Origin of the sequence: Corynebacterium sp. HMSC05C01 (assembly GCF_001807155.1) — a bacterium.
GTDB lineage: Bacteria > Actinomycetota > Actinomycetes > Mycobacteriales > Mycobacteriaceae > Corynebacterium > Corynebacterium coyleae.
This window is the reverse complement of sequence record NZ_KV787956.1, coordinates 56,747-73,148: the sequence shown is the minus strand read 5'-3', so window position 1 is coordinate 73,148 and position 16,402 is coordinate 56,747. Positions and strand designations below refer to the sequence as shown.

The following is a 16,402-nucleotide window of genomic DNA, read 5'->3' as shown; positions in this document are numbered from 1 at the left end:
GGTTTTCTGGGGTTTTCTGGGGGGTTTTCTGGGGTTTTGCGCAGTCGTCTAGCTCCCCCGCAGATGCAGCTAGACGGTCAGCTAGGGGGCTTCACATTTCCCCAGTTCATGTTGAACATGATGGTCACTATGTGTGTGATCGTCTGGTTGGCCTCGCGGCGAGCTAGACGATCAGCGAAAACTAGTCTGCGGCCGGCGCCTTCTTCGTCTCACGCAGCACCATCACCGAGCCGAGCAGGCCCAGCAGCAGGAACAGCGCAGAGAACCCGATCGACCAGGCGGCGGCCTCGGCGAACCCGCTGGACAACTGTTGAACAACCACACTGCGGGCGTCGCCGAGGGGTGCGGTGAAGGGGTCGGTGGGGGTGGCGTCGCGAAGTTGCCCGATCATTGAGCCCGCGGACGCTTGGGTGGCGTCGGACAGCTTGGACAGCACATTGTCGGGCACCCCGGCGACAGCGTCGAGCGAGGCCGGGATGGTGCGCGCCATCGCCGCTGCCAGGGCGGATCCGGCGATCGCGGCGCCCATGGCGGAGCCGAGTTGGCGCACGGTGGACTGGGTGGCCGAGCCCGCGCCCGACTGCGCTTCGGGGATGCCGGCGAGCACCGTCGAGGTCAACTGCGCGGACGCAAGACCCAGCCCTACGCCGTAGACCACGAGTGCGCCGACGGTGAACCAGGTGGAGCCTTGCGTTGCGACGACCCCAGCCAACAGCCCAACACCAACCACCTCAAGTGCAAGACCAAGCACGACGACACCCGGCGCGCCGAGACGAGCCGCCAGGTGGCGTGCGGAGGCACCGGAAACGAACGCGCCGAATGCCATCGCGGCAAGGACAAGGCCGGTGCGCACGGTGGAAAGACCGACCGCGTTGACCAGGAACAACGGCAGGACAAACATGAGGGCGAACTCGCCGACGGCGACCATGGCAGCGGTGAGGTTGCCCCAGGAGAATGTGCCGACTTTGAACAGGGAGAGATCCAGAAGCGCATCGCGGCCGTTGCGCGCGCGGTGCAGCTCCCAGCGCAGGAACAGGCCGATGAAGATCAGGCCGATACCGATGGCGAACGGCACGGGCGAGATCGTCCAGCTCTCTGGCCAGGACCAGGAGCCAATGTGCAGGGTTTCTTTCTTCTCCCACCAGCCGAGTGTGGTCGCCTCGATGAGCCCGAATACGACAAGCCCGAAGCCGATAGCGGAGGTCAGCAGGCCGTCGACGTCGACACCCCGGACGTTGCGTTTACCGTGGGTTTGTGGCACCCAGGCGTAAATACCCAGTAACACCAGCAGGCCGAGCGGAAGGTTTACCCAAAAGATCCACTGCCAGGAGAAGTACTGCGTGAGCACCCCGCCGAGCAGCGGGCCGAGCGCCGCCGTACCGCTCATCACGGCGCCCCACACACCGAACGCGGCGGCACGGTCCTTGCCGTGGAAGAGCGAATTTACCGACGACAACGTCGCCGGCAGCACCAATGCACCACCGACGCCTTGGACGGCGCGGGCTGTGATCAGGGTGGTTGCGGTCGTCGATAAGCCTGCAAGCAACGAGCCACCAATGAACAGCGCAACGCCTGCGGCGAACGTGGTGCGGCGGCCGACGCGATCACCGAGGCGGCCGGAGCCGAGCAGCAACGCCGCAAAGATGACGTTGTAGATCGCGTTGACCCATTGCGCGTTGGTGAGGCTGAGGTCGAGGGCGGTGATCATCGTGGGCAGGGCGACGCCAACGATGGTGCCGTCCATGACAATCAGCGCCAGCCCTGCGGCGAGGACCGCGAGGGCCTTCCACCGGCCGGGGTGTTGTTCAGTGGTGGCGGTTGGGGTGTGCACTGTAGTCATGGGGTTCCTTTCGACCTTCACGACAGTAGGCCTGGGAACCACCCGGATTCATCAACCGATCGGTCGAAAAAATGCACACCCTTTCGGTTTAGAAGTAGTGCTTGTACAGGTAAAACCCAACAGCGCCGAGGCCCGTAAGCACCAGCAGAATGCTCGGCACGATGATCGCAAGCGGCGAGGTGCTCGAGGACTTCGCCGAGCCATCTTCCTTCCCTGCCGGGATCTCCAGCGATTCCGTGATGGTTGTCGGCGCGCTCGTACTCTTATCGACGACCGACCCCTCCGGAATTTCCACCACCGTAGTAGCCGCTGCCGTGGTGGTCTCGGTGGAGGTGGTCGTGGTTTCGGTGGCCTGCGTGGTTGTGGTGGATGCGCTCGGCGCCGTGGTCACCGTGACCTGCTCCGACGTACGCGAGGTCGTGGTTTCCTTCGACGACGTTGCCAGGGTTGCCTTCTTAGTCGAGGTCGCCTTCGCAGTCGTGGTGGACGGTGCCTCCGAAACCTTCGTGGTCGTCGCGGACGGCGTGGCCTTCGTCGTCGAAGTCTTAGTCGACAAACGCGGAGTCGAAGACGGCACAACGGTAGACGTACGCGACGTTGTAGTCACCGTGGTTTCCTTCGACGACGTTGCCGGGGTTGCCTTCTTAGTCGAGGTCGCCTTCGTGGTCGTCGTGGACGGCGCGGTCACCGAAGCCTTCGTAGTCGGGGTTGGCTTCGTGGTCGGGGTGGGACGCTGCGTCGTCACCTCAGCCTTGGTTGTTGGCTTCGGCTCGAGTTCGGGTTTGGTCGTAGGCGTTGCCGGAGGTGTTACTGGCTCCTCCGGCTCGAGCGTGGCATCCGGGTGCTGCGCCTTGAACTCCTCAAGATTGTTCTGGGCAGCCTGCAAGACGCTCCAGGCAGCATCCGCAGCTGCCTCGGCTTCGTCGATGCCTTCGCCCGTTTCCTGCGCTGCGGTAGCAGCTGCATCCGCGGCGATGTAGTTACGCGTCGCTTCCTTCACCGCATCCAACGCTTCCTGCAGGGTGGTCGGCTTCGGCAGTTCCTCGACGGGAGCGACCTGGGTGGGCTCCTCAGGGGTCGGCTCCGCAGAGGTGGGTTCCTCAACCACGACAGTTTCGATCACCGTGGTCTCGCTGGCCGGTTCCTCGGTGGTCGTTGTGGCCGGGACCGTCGTAACGACGGTGCTGACCTCAGGCGTGGACGGCTCAGGCGTGGACGGCTCCGGAACCACAGGTGCGGGCTCAGACGTCGTTGGCTCAACCGGCGCAGGTGCAGGCTTCGAGGTCGAAGTCTCAGGGGCAGGCGCAGCAGTCGTGCTCGGCTTCGGCGGGCGGCCGCCGTACTGCTTAAGGTTGTTGTGCTGGATCAGCACCTGTGCGTCCAGGGCCTGCGGGGTGGTCGCAGATTTGCCACGATTGTTGCCCACCTTCATAAGGGCGCCGTCGCACGAGTGGGCAAGGCCCATAGCGTGGCCGATCTCGTGGGCGAGGGTCATGGTGATGCTCGGTTCGTGTCCTCCACGGATCGTCGCCGGATTGATGAGCACCTTCATGTCGTGCACGTTGCCGGTGACGCGACCTACGGAGCCGCCGAGGTTAGCCTCCTGGACGGTGACGACTTTGTAGCCGGGTTTGTCCACGTACTCGAAACGCACGAGTTCATTGGTGGCCTTGCGCCATTCGGCGGTGGCGCGGTTGATGTGCGGCTTCAGGTGATCCGGCGCGTAAAGGTACAGGGTATTTTCGACGAGGGCGTTTTCGTTGTCGCTAAACACGAAGCGGTCCATGTGCGGGATCGGCGCGCCCCTCTTCGCAGCAGCAGTGGCTTCCTTGCACTCACGGCTGAGTGGGTCGATATCGACGTGAGCGTGGGCGGTTGCAGGAGCTACGACACCGCCTGCGATCACAGCGGATGCACAGGCGGTGGCGATCAGATGTCTATAATTCACGAACTAAGGGAACATCATTCTCAGCCGTAAATCAAGTCGGGTGTCCTAGATAAGACGACGGCGCGCGAACGCGTATACGCCGGCACCCAAAACGGATGCGAGCAGCAGCGCGAACAGTGCGCGCACGAGGGTGTTAGAGCCGGTTTCGGCGGCGAGGCCGCGCTGGGCGGTCGCGGCGGTGTCGGCGGCGGCTGCGTCAACGGTCTCGGCACCGCCACGCTCGGCGGCATACGGGGCAGCCGGGGCGACGTCGACGTTCAGGTCGCCGGCAGCGCGAGCGGCCTCGATACCCTGGCGCGCGATTTCGCCAGCAAACTTTGCGACGAGCCCATCACTCAACGCAATCTCCTCCGGCGTGACATCCGAGTTCACGCGCAGGACATCGGCGACGAAGGTGTGACCGTTTTTGTTCAGGAAGTAGGTCACGCCGTCCAGGGTGGCCACTGGCGGGAACTTGACCAAACCGTTGGCAACCGGGTCCGGGTTGGCCGGGTCGACGTTGTCGGCGCCAAGCGGCTTCTCAGCCGGGGCCTGGGTGGCCTCGCCGCCAGACTGCGCCTCAGCCTTCTCCTCTTCAGAGAGCTCCGGGGCGGGAGCGGGTGCCGGTGCCTGCACAGAAGTCTGGGCGTCGCGGATGACGCCGGTGTCGATGAGGCCGGCCACGGCGGCGTCGACAATTGCAACTGCCTTCTCCTGCTGTGCGGAGTCGAGCTGCGCGAACGGCTTGAGCGCCTCCTGCGCGTCAGGCACGTAGTGGGTGCCTTCCTCGTTGAGGAAGTAGGTTTCGCCGCGCGCGTCCTTGGTTTCCTTGGGCAGGTCCTGCGCGTTGGCGTTTGTCATCGGCAGGGCGGCCAGGGCGAGAGCACCAGCGGCGGCTGCGGCGAGAAGGCGGTTCATTGTGGTCTCCTGAAGTTGAGAAAGTCTAAAGTTCAACTTGAAGTCTACAGTGCCTTGACAGTTTTTACACCAGTCACACGAGAAACTTTTGTCACAATTTGACAAACGGGCGCGACAACGCACCAGAAATCAACGTGGCTGGAAGACGGTTTCCACCTCGTCGTCAGTAGCGGTGCCCTCGAGCTGCCACCCCACCACCGCATTGCGCACCGAGTTGGCCAGCAGGTTCGACGGCTGCACACAACTGATGGTCAGCAGCCTGCCCGGCATCGGCCCGTCACCCCAGATCTCCGGGTTGGAGGCAAGCGACTTCTTGTCAGGATCGTGCAGATCAGTCGCGCGGTACACCAGCCAGTCCTGCCCGGAGGTTTCGGTGCGCACGTAGAGGTAGTCGCCGACGGCAACGTTGTGGTGCTCGGTGGTGCCGTCGTAAAGCTTGTTAAACACCGCGCTCACCCCCGCACCCGTGTGACCCGCGATGACCACAAGATCCTTCGCATCCGTGCCCGGCAGCGCGTACGGGTACCCCTCCCCCGTCAGCGCACACGCCTTATCCAGGCTCTTCGGATCGATCGCGCCATCGACCACCCGGCAATCCTCGGCCTCAAACCCGGCGCGCATCCCCAACACCGGCACAACCATCTCCACCGGCCGTCCCGCTGGAATCTGCGCAGCTGCTTCTCGACGAACCGACGTCTCCGACGACGTCTCTTCCGTGGTGGGGGTTTCGGGGGAAGGCGTGGTGTCGTCGAAAAGCAATATGCGCACGACGAACACAACGATGAGCAGCGCGACAATGCGGCGCACATGATAAACCCAGCGAGGAGTGGACGTCACGGGCGCTATCATACGAGCCATGGAGAATGTCCAAGTCACTGAAGTCCCTGCAGGCGCGCAACTTATCGACGTCCGCGAGGCCGACGAATACGCCGCCGTCCGCGCAACCGGCGCCAAGAACATTCCGCTGTCCGAGTTCGTGGCACGCTACAGCGAAATCGACCCGGATCAGGACATCTACCTGATCTGCAAGGGCGGCGGCCGCAGCGCACAGGCCGGCGAATACCTCGAGCAAGCCCTCGGCTGGGACGGCATTTACAACGTCGCGGGCGGCACCACCGCCTGGGTCGAACAAGGTTTGCCGCACGAAAATTAGGCCGTCCCAACCATTGGGACGCCGCAGGGAAGTATGGTGGGGGTATGTCGACGCTTCCTGAACTGCCCTCTGCTCTTCTGAAGTCTCCCCACTTCCAGATCGAACGCGTGCGCAGGCACACCAAGGACGAAGTCGAACGCACCCTGGCCAAGCACGACACCACCATGCGCGAGTACTGGGTGCTGTCCTGCGTGGACGTTGCTCCAATGTCGCAGCGCCAACTGTCCGAACTGCTGATCATCGACGCCTCCGACATGGTGCGGCTCATCGACTCGCTGGAGAAACTCGGCTGGGTCACCCGCGACCGCGACCCGAAAGACCGTCGCCGCCAGATCGTCGCCGCGACCAAGAAGGGCACGAAGGCGCTGGCCAAACTTGGCGACGACGTGGTTGCAGCCGAGGAGCGCGCACTCGAAGCGTCGTCCCAGAAGCAGCTGAAGAACCTGAAGAAGCTGTCGCAAGCGCTCGAGACGGAATAGCCGTGTAGTCGCCGTGTAGTCGAGCGATGCGCCCCGGATAGGTTTAACCTAATCCGCATGGTTCAAGCCGAGCCCCTTCCCAACCCGCTCCTGCGCAGCCACCTCGCCCCGCCGGAGCGGACACTTATTGATGTCCTTTTCGCCTCCGCCGAAGCCCACCCCGGCGCGGCGGCCATCGACGACGGCGAAGTAATCACGTACGCCGAACTCGTCGAAGAAATCGAACAACGCGCCACCGCCATGCGCACCCAGGGTGTGCCGTACCGGGGCCGCGTCGGCATCCGGATGACGTCCGGCACCCGCGAGCTCTACCTCGCAATCTTGTCGACGATGCGCGCCGGCTGCGCCTACGTCCCCGTCGACGCGGACGACCCGGACGAGCGCGCCGAAACCGTGTTCACCGAAGCGGACGTGGACGCCATCTGGACCGACGAGGGCCTGCGGATGGTGAAGGCGCCGGTTGGTGGTGGTGTGTTGGGCGGCGAGCTTGGCGCGCTTGCAACAGTCACCCCCGACGACGACTGCTGGATCATCTTCACCTCCGGCTCCACCGGCAAACCAAAGGGCGTAGCGGTGACCCACCGCTCGGCCGCCGCCTTCGTGGATGCGGAGGCGCGCCTGTTCTGCCAGGACGAACCGCTCGGGCCCGACGACCGCGTGCTTGCGGGCTTGTCGGTGGCGTTCGACGCGTCCTGCGAAGAGATGTGGCTGGCCTGGCGCCACGGGGCATGTTTGGTGCCGGCCCCGCGCGCGCTAGTGCGCTCGGGTCAGGACTTGGGCCCGTGGCTGATCCGTCGCGACATCACGGTCGTCTCCACCGTGCCCACCCTTGCTGGGCTGTGGCCGAAGGAAGCCCTGGACAACATTCGCCTGCTCATCGTGGGTGGTGAGGCCTGCTCCCAGGAACTGACTGACCGCCTTGCCGACGGCCGCGAGATGTGGAACACCTACGGCCCTACTGAAGCCACCGTGGTGGCCAGCGCAACCCGGCTCTTCCCCGGCAAGCCCGTGACTATCGGTTGGCCGCTGGACGGTTGGGGCCTCGCCATCGCAAGCGACGGCGAGGGAGAAGCAGGTGAGTTGATCATCGGCGGCGTGGGCCTCGCGCGCTACCTCGACCCGGAGAAAGACGCGGAGAAGTACGCCCCCATGGGTGATTGGGAGCGCGCGTACCGCACCGGCGACCACGTGCGACTCACCGAGGATGGCCTGGCGTTTATCGGCCGCGCCGACGACCAGGTGAAAATCGGCGGGCGCCGCATCGAGCTCGGCGAAGTGGAGGCCAACGTGGCCGCGCTCGAGGGTGTGTATAACTCCGCCGTCGCCGTACAAACGCTGCCCGCAGGTGACAAGGTGCTCGTCGGCTATGTCTCCCCCGACGACGGCGTTTCGTTGGACGTGCAGCAGATGCGCGAGCGCCTCGCCAAGGTCATGCCGGCCGCGCTCGTGCCGCGCATCCACGTGATGGACGAACTACCGATCCGCACCTCCGGCAAGGTGGACAAGAAAGCCCTGCCGTGGCCGCTGCCCGCCAGCGTGGACGCGGTCGGCATGACGCCGACCGAGCAGTGGGTTGCCGAAGCATGGGTGGCGGTGCTCGGCCTGGACGTGCCGGGCAAGGATGCGGATTTCTTTGAGTTAGGTGGGTCGTCGCTAGCTGCCGCCTCGCTCATCGCGCGTCTGCGCGAGCGCGTGCCCACCATCGCGGTGCGCGACCTCTACGACCACCCCAGGTTGGAAACGCTCGCATCGCTTATCGACGACCTCACCCACACCACCCGAACCTCTACCCGCGAACGTTCTGTGGCTCCTGTGACCGGCGCGACCCGGCTGGCGCAGACGCTGCTCATGGTGCCGGTGATGACCCTGAAGGCGTCGGCGGCGGTGACGTGGCTGGCGGTCGCAGCAAATGTGCTGGGCCTGACTGAGTTGTCCTGGACGTGGCTGGCCGTGGCGTTTGCGGTGCTGTGCACGCCGCTGGGGCGCATCCCGATCGGAGCGCTCGGGGCGCGGGCGATCCGCGGCCGGATTGCGCCCGGCGTGTACCCGCGCGGCGGGACTGTGCATTTGCGGCTGTGGGCCGCTGAGCGGTGGCTGGCTGCCTCCGGCGCGATGAACATCGCGAGCGCGAACGCCGCCAAGGTCACCGCCCGACTGCTGGGCAACACGGTGGGCAAGGACGTGGACATGCACGCGTTCGCGCCGGTGACCGGTCTGGCCACCATCGGCGAGGGCGCAGCCATCGAGCCCGGCGTCGACCTCGGCGGGTATTGGCTCGACGGCGACGAACTCCACGTCGGCGAGGTGGTCATCGGCCCCGACGCCCGCGTGGGCGCGCGCTCCACCCTTATGCCCGGCACCGAAATCCGTGAGGGCGCCCACGTGGAGGCCGGCTCCACCGTCACCGGCGACAAACCGGTGAAGAAGCACGCCCGCTGGGCCGGCTCACCCGCGCGCAAGAAGGGTCGCTCCAAGCACCGCTTCCCCAACGAACGCCCGCCGCGCCGCCCCATGTGGGCGCTTGCGTACGGCCTGACCTCCCTGGTCCTCGCGGTGCTGCCCGCGCTGGCGGTGCTGGGTGGTGCGGCGGCGACGCTCGGCCTGGCGCGATTGGTTGACACCCGCTCCGTGTGGGGCCTGCTGGTCTTCGCGCCTGTCGGCGGCGTGGTCTACATCGGCCTCGGCCTCGCCCTGACCTGGGCCGGCGTGCGCCTCGCGCAACTTGGCGTCCAACCCGGCGTGTTCCCCGTCCGGTCGCTTCGCGGCTGGAGCCTCTGGACCGTCACCCGGCTTATGGACGACGCCCGCACCCGCTACTTCCCCATCTACGCCGGCGCCGCCACACCCGTCTGGCTGCGCCTGCTCGGCGCCGACATCGGCGAACACGCAGAAGTGTCCACCGCGGTCATGGTGCCGAAACTCACCGAAGTCCGCGACGGCGCATTTCTTGCCGACGACACCCTCGCCGGCGGCTACGAAATCGGCGGAGGATGGATACGGACGGACCATGCGGTCGTCGGTAAGCGATCGTTCGTAGGTAACTCCGGCATGGTCGCCCCGGGCCGCAAACTGGCCAAACACTCCCTGGTGGCGGTGCTGTCCGCGAGCCCGAAGAAGTCCAAGGCGCACTCGAACTGGTGGGGATCCCCGCCCGAACGCATGCGCCGCGTGGAAGTCGAAGCCGCAGGTGAAGCGACGTACGAACCGACGAAGGGTTTGGCTCGGAGGCGTGGTGTCGTGGAGACGATGCGCCTTTTAGCCCCGATGACCCAGGCGGTACTCGCGGCCCTGTTCGCGGCTTGCGTGGTGACGTTGCTTGAGCGCGTCGGCTGGTGGACGTACCTGCTCGGCGGGCTTACCTGGATGGGTGTCGGCGTGGTCGCGGTGGCCTCCGCCGTGGTGGCGAAGTGGGTCCTCGTGGGCAAACACCGCGCCGGCGAACACCCCCTGTACTCGTGGTTCGTGTGGTTTAACGAACTGCAAGACCAGTTCATCGAAGTCATCGCCGCGCCATGGTTCTTCAACTGGGCCACCGGCTCCGGCGAAATGAACCTGGCGCTGCGGGCGCTGGGCGTGAAAATTGGGCCCGGGGCGTGGGTCGAGTCCTACTGGTTCCCGGAAACCGACCTGTGTTCCGTGGGCGCCGGCGCCACCGTCGGCCCAGGCACCGTCGTACAAACGCACCTGTTCCAAGATCGCGTGATGTCGCTGGACACCGTCACCATCGAGGCGTCGGCCACCCTCGGCGCCCACTCCGTCTCCCTACCGGGCTCCGTTATCGGCGCCGGCGCCACCGTGGGCCCCGGCTCGCTGGTCATGCGTGGCGACTCCGTCCCCACCAACACCGTCTGGCAAGGCAACCCCGTCGAGCCGCGGTAGGCGGTGGGGTGTGGGGCCCTTTCTTCCCTTCCCCTCCCGCGTGGTCCGCGCGCTTCCTTCCAGGCCGCACTAACGACATCCAGGTAACGACATCTAGCAGCGGAACGGCCCTGCCGTTCAGGTTAGATCCACGGGCGATCGTGATCCTTCGCCGTTCGTAGATTTCCCTCACCCAAGCAGATACTTCTTTTACGGAAGGAGATCGGAGTCCGTTCAAGGTTGAAAACGAACCGAGAAGGACGACTCGTCGGGTAGAACCAGGCCTCAGGAGGTTCGGAAATCTCAACAGACCATCCAGGGCTCTCCCCAGGGAAGCGTTCGGAGTACGTCATCTCAGCAGCAGCTCGAATGACACGATCCCAATCTGCATCTCCAGTCGTATCCGGTTCACGGTGCGCCGCTATGAACTCCTTGTGATCTTTAATATCCCGGATCTCTGACACAACACGCTTCAGCACACGCACCACAAAAGAGGAATCATTCTCGGCAGCAAGTTCACATTGCACCCATTGTGCAAAGCGTTCATAGGTATAAAACTGATCCACTTGCGCCTCCTTCCTCAATTCGAGCCTTCGGCTTCGATTATGACCCACTAGCGCCTCTGCGTACAGACCAAACTCGACTGCCATGCAGCGATGCCGACCAATCGGCTGCACCGTACCTCCCTCGCAAATGTCGTTACCGGGATGTCGTTCGTGCCACTTCAACCCCGCACCAACGAATTCCTGGTAACGACTTCTAGCAGCCGAAACGCGCCGCATGAATACAAAGCGAACACCCCAGTTCACAAAACTAGACAGACTGGTGTACTTTTACTGAACCAAGCGGTATCCGCCGCCGTAGTTTTACAAAAGAAAGTTCACTGTCATGTCACTCTTCCCGTCCCGCAACGCACGCACAGCACGCACAGCACGCAACACCCGCAAGGGCCTCGCCGCCAGCGCCGCCGCGGTCCTCGCCGCCATTACTCTCACCGCCTGCTCCGCGGAGTCCGGCGATACCGACGCAACGAACGGCGCGGAGCCGGCAGCGGGCTTCCGTGACGTGGCCACGATCCAGGAGGCCGGTTCGGTGAAGATCGGCGTGTTCTCGGATAAGTCCCCGTTCGGCTACGTGGATTCGAACGGCGAGTTCGCCGGTTATGACATCGAGTACGGTAACCGTCTGGGCGAGGACCTGGGCGTAAACGTCGAGTATGTGCCGGTCGAGGCTGCTTCGCGTGTGGAGTTCCTGGACACGAACAAGGTCGACATCATCCTGGCCAACTTCACGGTCACCCCGGAACGCCAGGAGAAGGTGGATTACGCCAACCCGTACATGAAGGTGTCGTTGGGTGCAGTCACGCCGGACAATGCGCCGATCGATAGCGTGGAGGGGCTTGAGGGCAAGAACGTGATCGTCGTTAAGGGCACGACCGCGGAGGCGTACCTGGAGAAGAACCACCCGGAGATCAAGCTGACCAAGTTTGAGCAGTACACCGAGGCGACGAACGCGCTTATCGACGGCCGCGGCGACGCCTGGGTCACCGACAACACGGAGGCTCTCGCATGGGCCGGGAAGACCGACGGCTTCTCTGCGACGATCCCGACGTTGGGAGAGACCGACACCATCGCGGGCGCAGTGGCGAAGGGTAACGACGACCTGCGCGAATGGATGAACAACGAACTGGTCGATCTTGGCAAGGAGAACTTCTTCCACGACGCTTACGAGAAGACCCTGAAGCCGGTGTACGGCGACGCGGTTTCCGCGGATGACCTGGTCGTTGAGGGTGGCCAGCTCTAACTCATGGACGTTTCGGTCATTACCGAGAACATCCCGGTTTATGCTTCGGCGGCAGTCCTCACGGTGAGGGTTGCCGCCAAAGGCATTTTGCTCGCCTTCATCGTGGGCGCGCTGGTGGCTGGGGTGCGGTTTTTCAAGGTGCCTGTGCTGCGCCAGGTCGCGCGGGTGTACATCGAGCTCTCGCGCAACACTCCCCTGTTGGTGCAGTTATTCTTCTTGTACTTCGGCCTGCCCAAGATGGGCGTCGTGTTGGAGAGCGAGACCTGCGCCGTGGTGGGCTTGGCGTTCCTGGGCGGCTCGTACATGGCGGAGGCAATTCGCGCCGGCCTGGAGGGCGTTGCCCCGATTCAGTTGCAGTCCAGTTTGAGCCTGGGCATGTCGCGGATGCAGGCGCTGCGCCACGTGGTCGCCCCGCAGGCCACTGCGCTTGCACTACCGGCGATCACGGCCAACATCATCTTCCTGATCAAGGAGACCTCGGTGGTCAGCATCGTGGCACTGCCGGATTTGGTCTACACCGCCAAGGAGCAGATCGGCCAGACCTACGAAACGCGCGAGGCGTTGCTGCTTTTGGTCACGTTCTACCTGATCATTTTGCTGCCCGTTTCGCTCATCGCGGGACGTGTGGAGAAGAAGGTGCGTGCGAATGTTTTCTGATCTGCAAGTCCTCGCCGACGGCAACAACTTCCAACGCCTCCTGATGGGCCTTGGCGTGTCCATCCAGATCGCGCTCGCGTCGATGGGCTTGTCGATTGTGTTGGGGACGCTGTTGGGGGTGGTGATGTCGTCGCCAAGCAAAATTGTTCGCGTGATCACCCAAACCTACCTGCAGTTTGTGCGCATCATGCCACAGTTGGTGCTGCTGTTTCTGGTGTACTTCGACGCCACGCGCGCGTGGGGGCTGAACCTGGATGCGCGGGTGGCGGCGGTGATTGTGTTCACGCTGTGGGGCACAGCTGAGCTCGGTGATTTGGTGCGCGCCGCTATCGAGTCGGTGCCGCGCCACCAGTACCTCTCCGCGGCGGCGCTGGGCATTGAGGGGCGCGCGCTTTATCGTCACGTTGTGCTGCCGCAGGCGCTGCGCGGTCTAATTCCCGCGACGATCAACCTGACCAACCGCATGATCATGACCACCTCGCTCGTCGCGCTGATTGGCGTGGTGGAGGTGCTCAAGGTGGCGCAGCAAATCATCGATGCCAACCGTTTCGAATACCCGTCCGCCGCCCTGTGGATCTACGGCGTGGTGTTCCTGCTGTATTTTCTCGTCTGTTTTCCCATCTCGCTCGCCGCGCGCAAGCTGGAAGAAAGGTGGAGCTAGATGTCGCTTATCTCGCTCGAGCATGTCCCCAAGACGTACCCCAACGGGCACAAGGCGCTTAACGACGTCACCCTGTCCGTCAACCCCGGCGAAGTCCTCGCCATTATCGGCCCGTCCGGCTGCGGCAAGTCCACACTCCTGCGCACCGTCAACGGGTTGGAGTCGGTGGATTCCGGCCAGATTCTGGTCAACGGCCGAGACGTCACGTCGAGTGCCACCAAACTCAAGGACGTCCGCTCCGACGTTGGCATGGTGTTCCAGTCCTACGACCTGTTCCCGCACCTGACCGTGATGGAGAACCTGTTGCTCGCTCCGAAGGTGGTCAAGGGCGCGGACAAGGATGAGGCCCGCTCGCGGGCGGTGGCGCTGCTCGAACGCGTGGGGCTTGCCGCCAAGGCTGACGCTCGCCCGCGCGAACTTTCCGGTGGTCAGAAGCAGCGCGTGGCCATCGTGCGTGCGCTGATGATGCAGCCGAAGGCATTGCTTCTCGACGAAATCACCGCCTCCCTCGACCCCGAAATCGTCCGCGAAGTTCTCGACGTGGTGGTTGGCCTCGCCCGGGACGGCATGACCATGATCGTGGTCACCCACGAAATGGCGTTCGCCCGCGCCGTTGCCGACCACATCGCGTTTATGGACGCCGGCCGCATCGTCGAGATCGCCCCACCCGAGGAGTTCTTCGCCGCCCCGAAGTCCGAACGCGCGCAACGCTTCCTGGACCAGTTGGTGTTTTAGGCGGTTGCGGGCTGGGTCATAAACTGTTTGATGCCTCTAATCGGTAGCAAGAGATGTAACGGTTGCTCCGGCATCTCCTGAAATTCTGCGTACTGCATGTAGAACCGTTTCGCGTGTTCATCCAACGTGTGTACAACCACTGCCGCGGCTCCAATTTCTCCAGCCACAGTGAAGCACCGCGCTAGAGCGTCTCTCAGCAGCGCTTTCCCAACTCCTTTCCCCTGCGCATTCACATCTACCGCCAACCGCGCGAGAATTAACACTGGGATCGGATCGGGACGCCCCTTGGCAAACGCTTCTGGCGCGGCTCCAGCAACCATCCCACCCGTACAGACCGCATAGTACCCAGCGACGCGGTCATTCCACTTGGAAACGTAAACAACACAGTTGTGTGCCCGTTGATTCTGCATGGCGTAGCGGCGAAACCACACATCGAGCGAAACCTCACCACAATGAAAACTCGAACGATCATCCGCCTTAACAAGTTTCCGAGGCGGCTGAAGCACACCGTCAGTCGCCAAATTGAAACTCCTTGCCAAATGGAGTCTCCTCAGCGAAAAGTTTGCCAAGCTTAGAGAAGTCGGCCGGCTGGTCGAGAAGTTCCTCAACACGAGAGAAACCTTCTTCCCCCAACACAAAAAGTCGCTGATCAGCAAGTACCATCAATGCGCGCTCCACGGCACTGTCGAGCACAAACTGTGACACCGAAGTGTTTGTCACCTCAGCGGCCCTGCGGAAAAACTCCTCTTGGTGTGCGGATGTACGCAAGTTCAAGCGCCGGTCTTTAACTGCCATTTCAAACTCCTTAAAGCGATGTACTCACAATGTACTCACGATCGATGTCGATAGCAAGAGTGTTTAGAAAGGAGGAAATGGTAGCGGTGTGGTGAGTATCCGGTAGCGCTGTTTGCGACCGCGGTTTGCGCCGTCGGTCTTCGGCGCGTCGGAGATTGTCAGGAAATTCGTGCGTGAGGTGGCTTGTGTCAATCACGAGACAACGGGCGCAGCCGCTCTCACTCACGAGGCTTTTCTCCCCTGCGGTGGAATCCTCTCCGGCAGCTGCTCCTCAACGACTGCCCCGAATAGCACTTCCAGAGTTTTCCCTGTCGTGAGCTTCCTCTGTTGATACGCGTTGAGCACTGCACTGCGATACAGAGGAGGAACTACATCCGGTTCTTTAACCATCGGGATTGCAAAACCAGCGTTTTGAAATTCTTGACTATCGGGCTTGCATTCCACCTCCAACGCATAGGTTTCATCGGTGATAACACCAAGGTTTGCAAGATGCCCAAGCGTCGCGCTCCAACTCACACCACACTGAGAAGAAACTGCCATCGCGAGCGCTCTCCTGTCTGCGTGCTTCGCCTCCATCCGTTCTACAAAGGAGCGCGGCATCAGCAGATGCGCAGCGAACGAATTCATAGCGCGTTCGACAGCTCCGTGTCCGCAACCAGTTCCGAAAGACGTGCGATACACCCAGTGGCCGAGTGTCAGACGCGGGTTTTTGGTACCGGTGTTCCGGAGACCCGGTACTACCGTGTTCCGGGTAGTTGGTACCGGGGCCGGGCCGACGGAGTCGGCCCGGCTGTTTGCTTTATTCGTCCGGATCTATTGGGGCGGTGGCCTTGCGTATGTCGAAGTCTCCGATGCGGATTCGGTGGCCGTTGTTGAGGCGGCTAACGAGTGAATCGGCTCCGACTCTGTCGGGGAGGGCTTCGACCCAGTAGGCGGCGGCCGATTGGGAGGAGATCAGTGTTGGGAGCCGACCGTCGCGGTCGAATATGATTTTGCTCAGGTCTTCTTGCCCACGCTGGTTGATGCTCATGGTCATAAAATCATCGATGATAAGGACATCGACATTGATCAGTTTCCGCATCTTATCGAGGTAGTTTTGATCAGTCGGTGAGAAGACCGCCAACATGTCTACGAGTTGGTCCAGCCGGTAGTAGGCCACGGAGTATCCGGCTTGACATGCGGCGACGCCGATGGCGCAGACTATGTATGTTTTCCCTGTTCCGGTCGGTGCGAGGATGTGAATGTTGGTCGGGTTTTCCCGCCAGTTCGTTGCCGCGATTCGTTTCAATTGGCGCATGTTGATACCGCGCTGCTCTGCCCGGGTAACTTCAGCAAGGCTCGCATCGGGGTATCGGAACTGTGCCTGGGTGATGGCCTTGGCGATGTTGCGTTGTTGCCGTTGTGTGTAGGCCTCTTCGACTGCTGCGAGGAAGATGTCCTCTGGTAGCGCATCCGCGTAGGCCTCGTCGTTGACAATCTCGTAGAAGACATCAGCGAAGGTCGATACGCGAAGCTTCCGCATTTTTGCCCGTACTGTTTCATCGTCGATGTTGCTCATGGTTAACACTCCTTCTAG

At 62.9% G+C, this 16,402-nt stretch carries 16 protein-coding genes; 7 read left to right on the top strand and 9 right to left on the bottom strand.

All coding sequences use genetic code 11. The annotated features are described in order from the left end of the window. Nucleotides 1-181: 181 nt before the first annotated feature. The 4 genes from HMPREF3145_RS06670 to HMPREF3145_RS06655 all read right to left on the bottom strand — a co-directional run bounded on the left by HMPREF3145_RS06670 (nt 182) and on the right by HMPREF3145_RS06655 (nt 5,522). On the bottom strand, nt 182-1,840 hold the full coding sequence (locus tag HMPREF3145_RS06670; protein ID WP_070422473.1) for an MFS transporter: 1,659 nt from the start codon (nt 1,838-1,840) through the stop codon (nt 182-184). A gap of 88 nt (nt 1,841-1,928) precedes the next feature. Then, on the bottom strand, nt 1,929-3,788 hold the full coding sequence (locus tag HMPREF3145_RS11840; protein WP_168162453.1) for a hypothetical protein: 1,860 nt from the start codon (nt 3,786-3,788) through the stop codon (nt 1,929-1,931). Between the two features lie 45 nt (nt 3,789-3,833). Beyond that, nucleotides 3,834-4,685: a hypothetical protein gene (locus HMPREF3145_RS06660; protein WP_070422471.1), complete on the bottom strand. Its 852-nt coding sequence runs from the start codon at nt 4,683-4,685 to the stop codon at nt 3,834-3,836. Between the two features lie 129 nt (nt 4,686-4,814). Next, nucleotides 4,815-5,522 carry a sortase family protein gene (locus tag HMPREF3145_RS06655; protein WP_246815330.1) on the bottom strand — a complete coding sequence of 236 codons (708 nt, stop codon included), beginning with the start codon at nt 5,520-5,522 and terminating at the stop codon, nt 4,815-4,817. Nucleotides 5,523-5,541: 19 nt separating this feature from the next. Between HMPREF3145_RS06655 and HMPREF3145_RS06650 the strand changes: the two genes are divergently transcribed. Genes HMPREF3145_RS06650 through HMPREF3145_RS06640 form a run of 3 tightly spaced genes read left to right on the top strand, consistent with a single transcriptional unit; the run spans nt 5,542 to nt 10,196 of the window. Next, the gene (locus tag HMPREF3145_RS06650) at nt 5,542-5,838 is read left to right on the top strand and encodes a rhodanese-like domain-containing protein (RefSeq protein WP_070422470.1); all 297 of its coding nucleotides are present in this window, start codon (nt 5,542-5,544) and stop codon (nt 5,836-5,838) included. A 44-nt stretch (nt 5,839-5,882) separates the two neighbouring features. Next, a complete protein-coding gene (locus tag HMPREF3145_RS06645) occupies nt 5,883-6,317 on the top strand; it encodes a MarR family winged helix-turn-helix transcriptional regulator (protein WP_070422469.1) in 435 nt (144 codons plus the stop codon). Between the two features lie 57 nt (nt 6,318-6,374). Beyond that, nucleotides 6,375-10,196 (top strand): Pls/PosA family non-ribosomal peptide synthetase, encoded by a 3,822-nt coding sequence (locus HMPREF3145_RS06640; RefSeq protein WP_070422468.1) that lies wholly within the window; start codon nt 6,375-6,377, stop codon nt 10,194-10,196. Nucleotides 10,197-10,318: 122 nt separating this feature from the next. Here HMPREF3145_RS06640 and HMPREF3145_RS06635 read toward each other — a convergent pair whose 3' ends face one another. Continuing rightward, entirely contained in the window at nt 10,319-10,741 is a 423-nt protein-coding gene (locus HMPREF3145_RS06635; RefSeq protein WP_101740970.1) for a hypothetical protein, read from the bottom strand. Between the two features lie 322 nt (nt 10,742-11,063). Between HMPREF3145_RS06635 and HMPREF3145_RS06630 the strand changes: the two genes are divergently transcribed. Genes HMPREF3145_RS06630 through HMPREF3145_RS06615 form a run of 4 tightly spaced genes read left to right on the top strand, consistent with a single transcriptional unit; the run spans nt 11,064 to nt 14,031 of the window. Next, nucleotides 11,064-11,978 carry a transporter substrate-binding domain-containing protein gene (locus HMPREF3145_RS06630; RefSeq protein ID WP_070422466.1) on the top strand — a complete coding sequence of 305 codons (915 nt, stop codon included), beginning with the start codon at nt 11,064-11,066 and terminating at the stop codon, nt 11,976-11,978. A 3-nt stretch (nt 11,979-11,981) separates the two neighbouring features. Further along, entirely contained in the window at nt 11,982-12,635 is a 654-nt protein-coding gene (locus HMPREF3145_RS06625) for an amino acid ABC transporter permease (RefSeq protein WP_070422465.1), read from the top strand. Beyond that, nucleotides 12,625-13,296 carry an amino acid ABC transporter permease gene (locus HMPREF3145_RS06620; protein ID WP_070422464.1) on the top strand — a complete coding sequence of 224 codons (672 nt, stop codon included), beginning with the start codon at nt 12,625-12,627 and terminating at the stop codon, nt 13,294-13,296. Before HMPREF3145_RS06625 ends, HMPREF3145_RS06620 begins: the two co-directional genes overlap by 11 nt. Beyond that, nucleotides 13,297-14,031, top strand: coding sequence for an amino acid ABC transporter ATP-binding protein (locus tag HMPREF3145_RS06615; RefSeq protein ID WP_070422463.1), 735 nt, complete (start codon nt 13,297-13,299; stop codon nt 14,029-14,031). Here the strand turns inward: HMPREF3145_RS06615 and HMPREF3145_RS06610 are convergent. The 4 genes from HMPREF3145_RS06610 to HMPREF3145_RS06595 form a co-directional block, all read right to left on the bottom strand. Next, the gene (locus HMPREF3145_RS06610) at nt 14,028-14,552 is read right to left on the bottom strand and encodes a GNAT family N-acetyltransferase (protein ID WP_070422462.1); all 525 of its coding nucleotides are present in this window, start codon (nt 14,550-14,552) and stop codon (nt 14,028-14,030) included. The genes HMPREF3145_RS06615 and HMPREF3145_RS06610 overlap by 4 nt on opposite strands. Then, nucleotides 14,542-14,826 (bottom strand): type II toxin-antitoxin system TacA family antitoxin, encoded by a 285-nt coding sequence (locus HMPREF3145_RS06605; protein WP_070422461.1) that lies wholly within the window; start codon nt 14,824-14,826, stop codon nt 14,542-14,544. The genes HMPREF3145_RS06610 and HMPREF3145_RS06605 overlap by 11 nt, the downstream gene beginning before the upstream one ends. 222 nt (nt 14,827-15,048) lie before the next feature. Then, nucleotides 15,049-15,453, bottom strand: a complete 405-nt coding sequence (locus HMPREF3145_RS06600; protein WP_070422460.1) for an ImmA/IrrE family metallo-endopeptidase — start codon at nt 15,451-15,453, stop codon at nt 15,049-15,051. 172 nt (nt 15,454-15,625) lie between these two features. Further along, nucleotides 15,626-16,384, bottom strand: coding sequence for an ATP-binding protein (locus HMPREF3145_RS06595; protein ID WP_070422459.1), 759 nt, complete (start codon nt 16,382-16,384; stop codon nt 15,626-15,628). Nucleotides 16,385-16,402: the final 18 nt, after the last annotated feature.

Bases quoted from the DNA above. Each gene is read 5' to 3' on its own strand.
- HMPREF3145_RS06670 (WP_070422473.1), bottom strand. From the start codon at position 1,840: ATGACTACAGTGCACACCCCAACCGCCACCACTGAACAACACCCCGGC.
- HMPREF3145_RS06645 (WP_070422469.1), top strand. From the start codon at position 5,883: ATGTCGACGCTTCCTGAACTGCCCTCTGCTCTTCTGAAGTCTCCCCAC.
- HMPREF3145_RS06625 (WP_070422465.1), top strand. From the start codon at position 11,982: ATGGACGTTTCGGTCATTACCGAGAACATCCCGGTTTATGCTTCGGCG.
- HMPREF3145_RS06640 (WP_070422468.1), top strand. From the start codon at position 6,375: ATGGTTCAAGCCGAGCCCCTTCCCAACCCGCTCCTGCGCAGCCACCTC.
- HMPREF3145_RS06595 (WP_070422459.1), bottom strand. From the start codon at position 16,384: ATGAGCAACATCGACGATGAAACAGTACGGGCAAAAATGCGGAAGCTT.
- HMPREF3145_RS06650 (WP_070422470.1), top strand. From the start codon at position 5,542: ATGGAGAATGTCCAAGTCACTGAAGTCCCTGCAGGCGCGCAACTTATC.
- HMPREF3145_RS06620 (WP_070422464.1), top strand. From the start codon at position 12,625: ATGTTTTCTGATCTGCAAGTCCTCGCCGACGGCAACAACTTCCAACGC.
- HMPREF3145_RS06660 (WP_070422471.1), bottom strand. From the start codon at position 4,685: ATGAACCGCCTTCTCGCCGCAGCCGCCGCTGGTGCTCTCGCCCTGGCC.
- HMPREF3145_RS06600 (WP_070422460.1), bottom strand. From the start codon at position 15,453: ATGAATTCGTTCGCTGCGCATCTGCTGATGCCGCGCTCCTTTGTAGAA.
- HMPREF3145_RS06630 (WP_070422466.1), top strand. From the start codon at position 11,064: ATGTCACTCTTCCCGTCCCGCAACGCACGCACAGCACGCACAGCACGC.
- HMPREF3145_RS06605 (WP_070422461.1), bottom strand. From the start codon at position 14,826: ATGGCAGTTAAAGACCGGCGCTTGAACTTGCGTACATCCGCACACCAA.
- HMPREF3145_RS06615 (WP_070422463.1), top strand. From the start codon at position 13,297: ATGTCGCTTATCTCGCTCGAGCATGTCCCCAAGACGTACCCCAACGGG.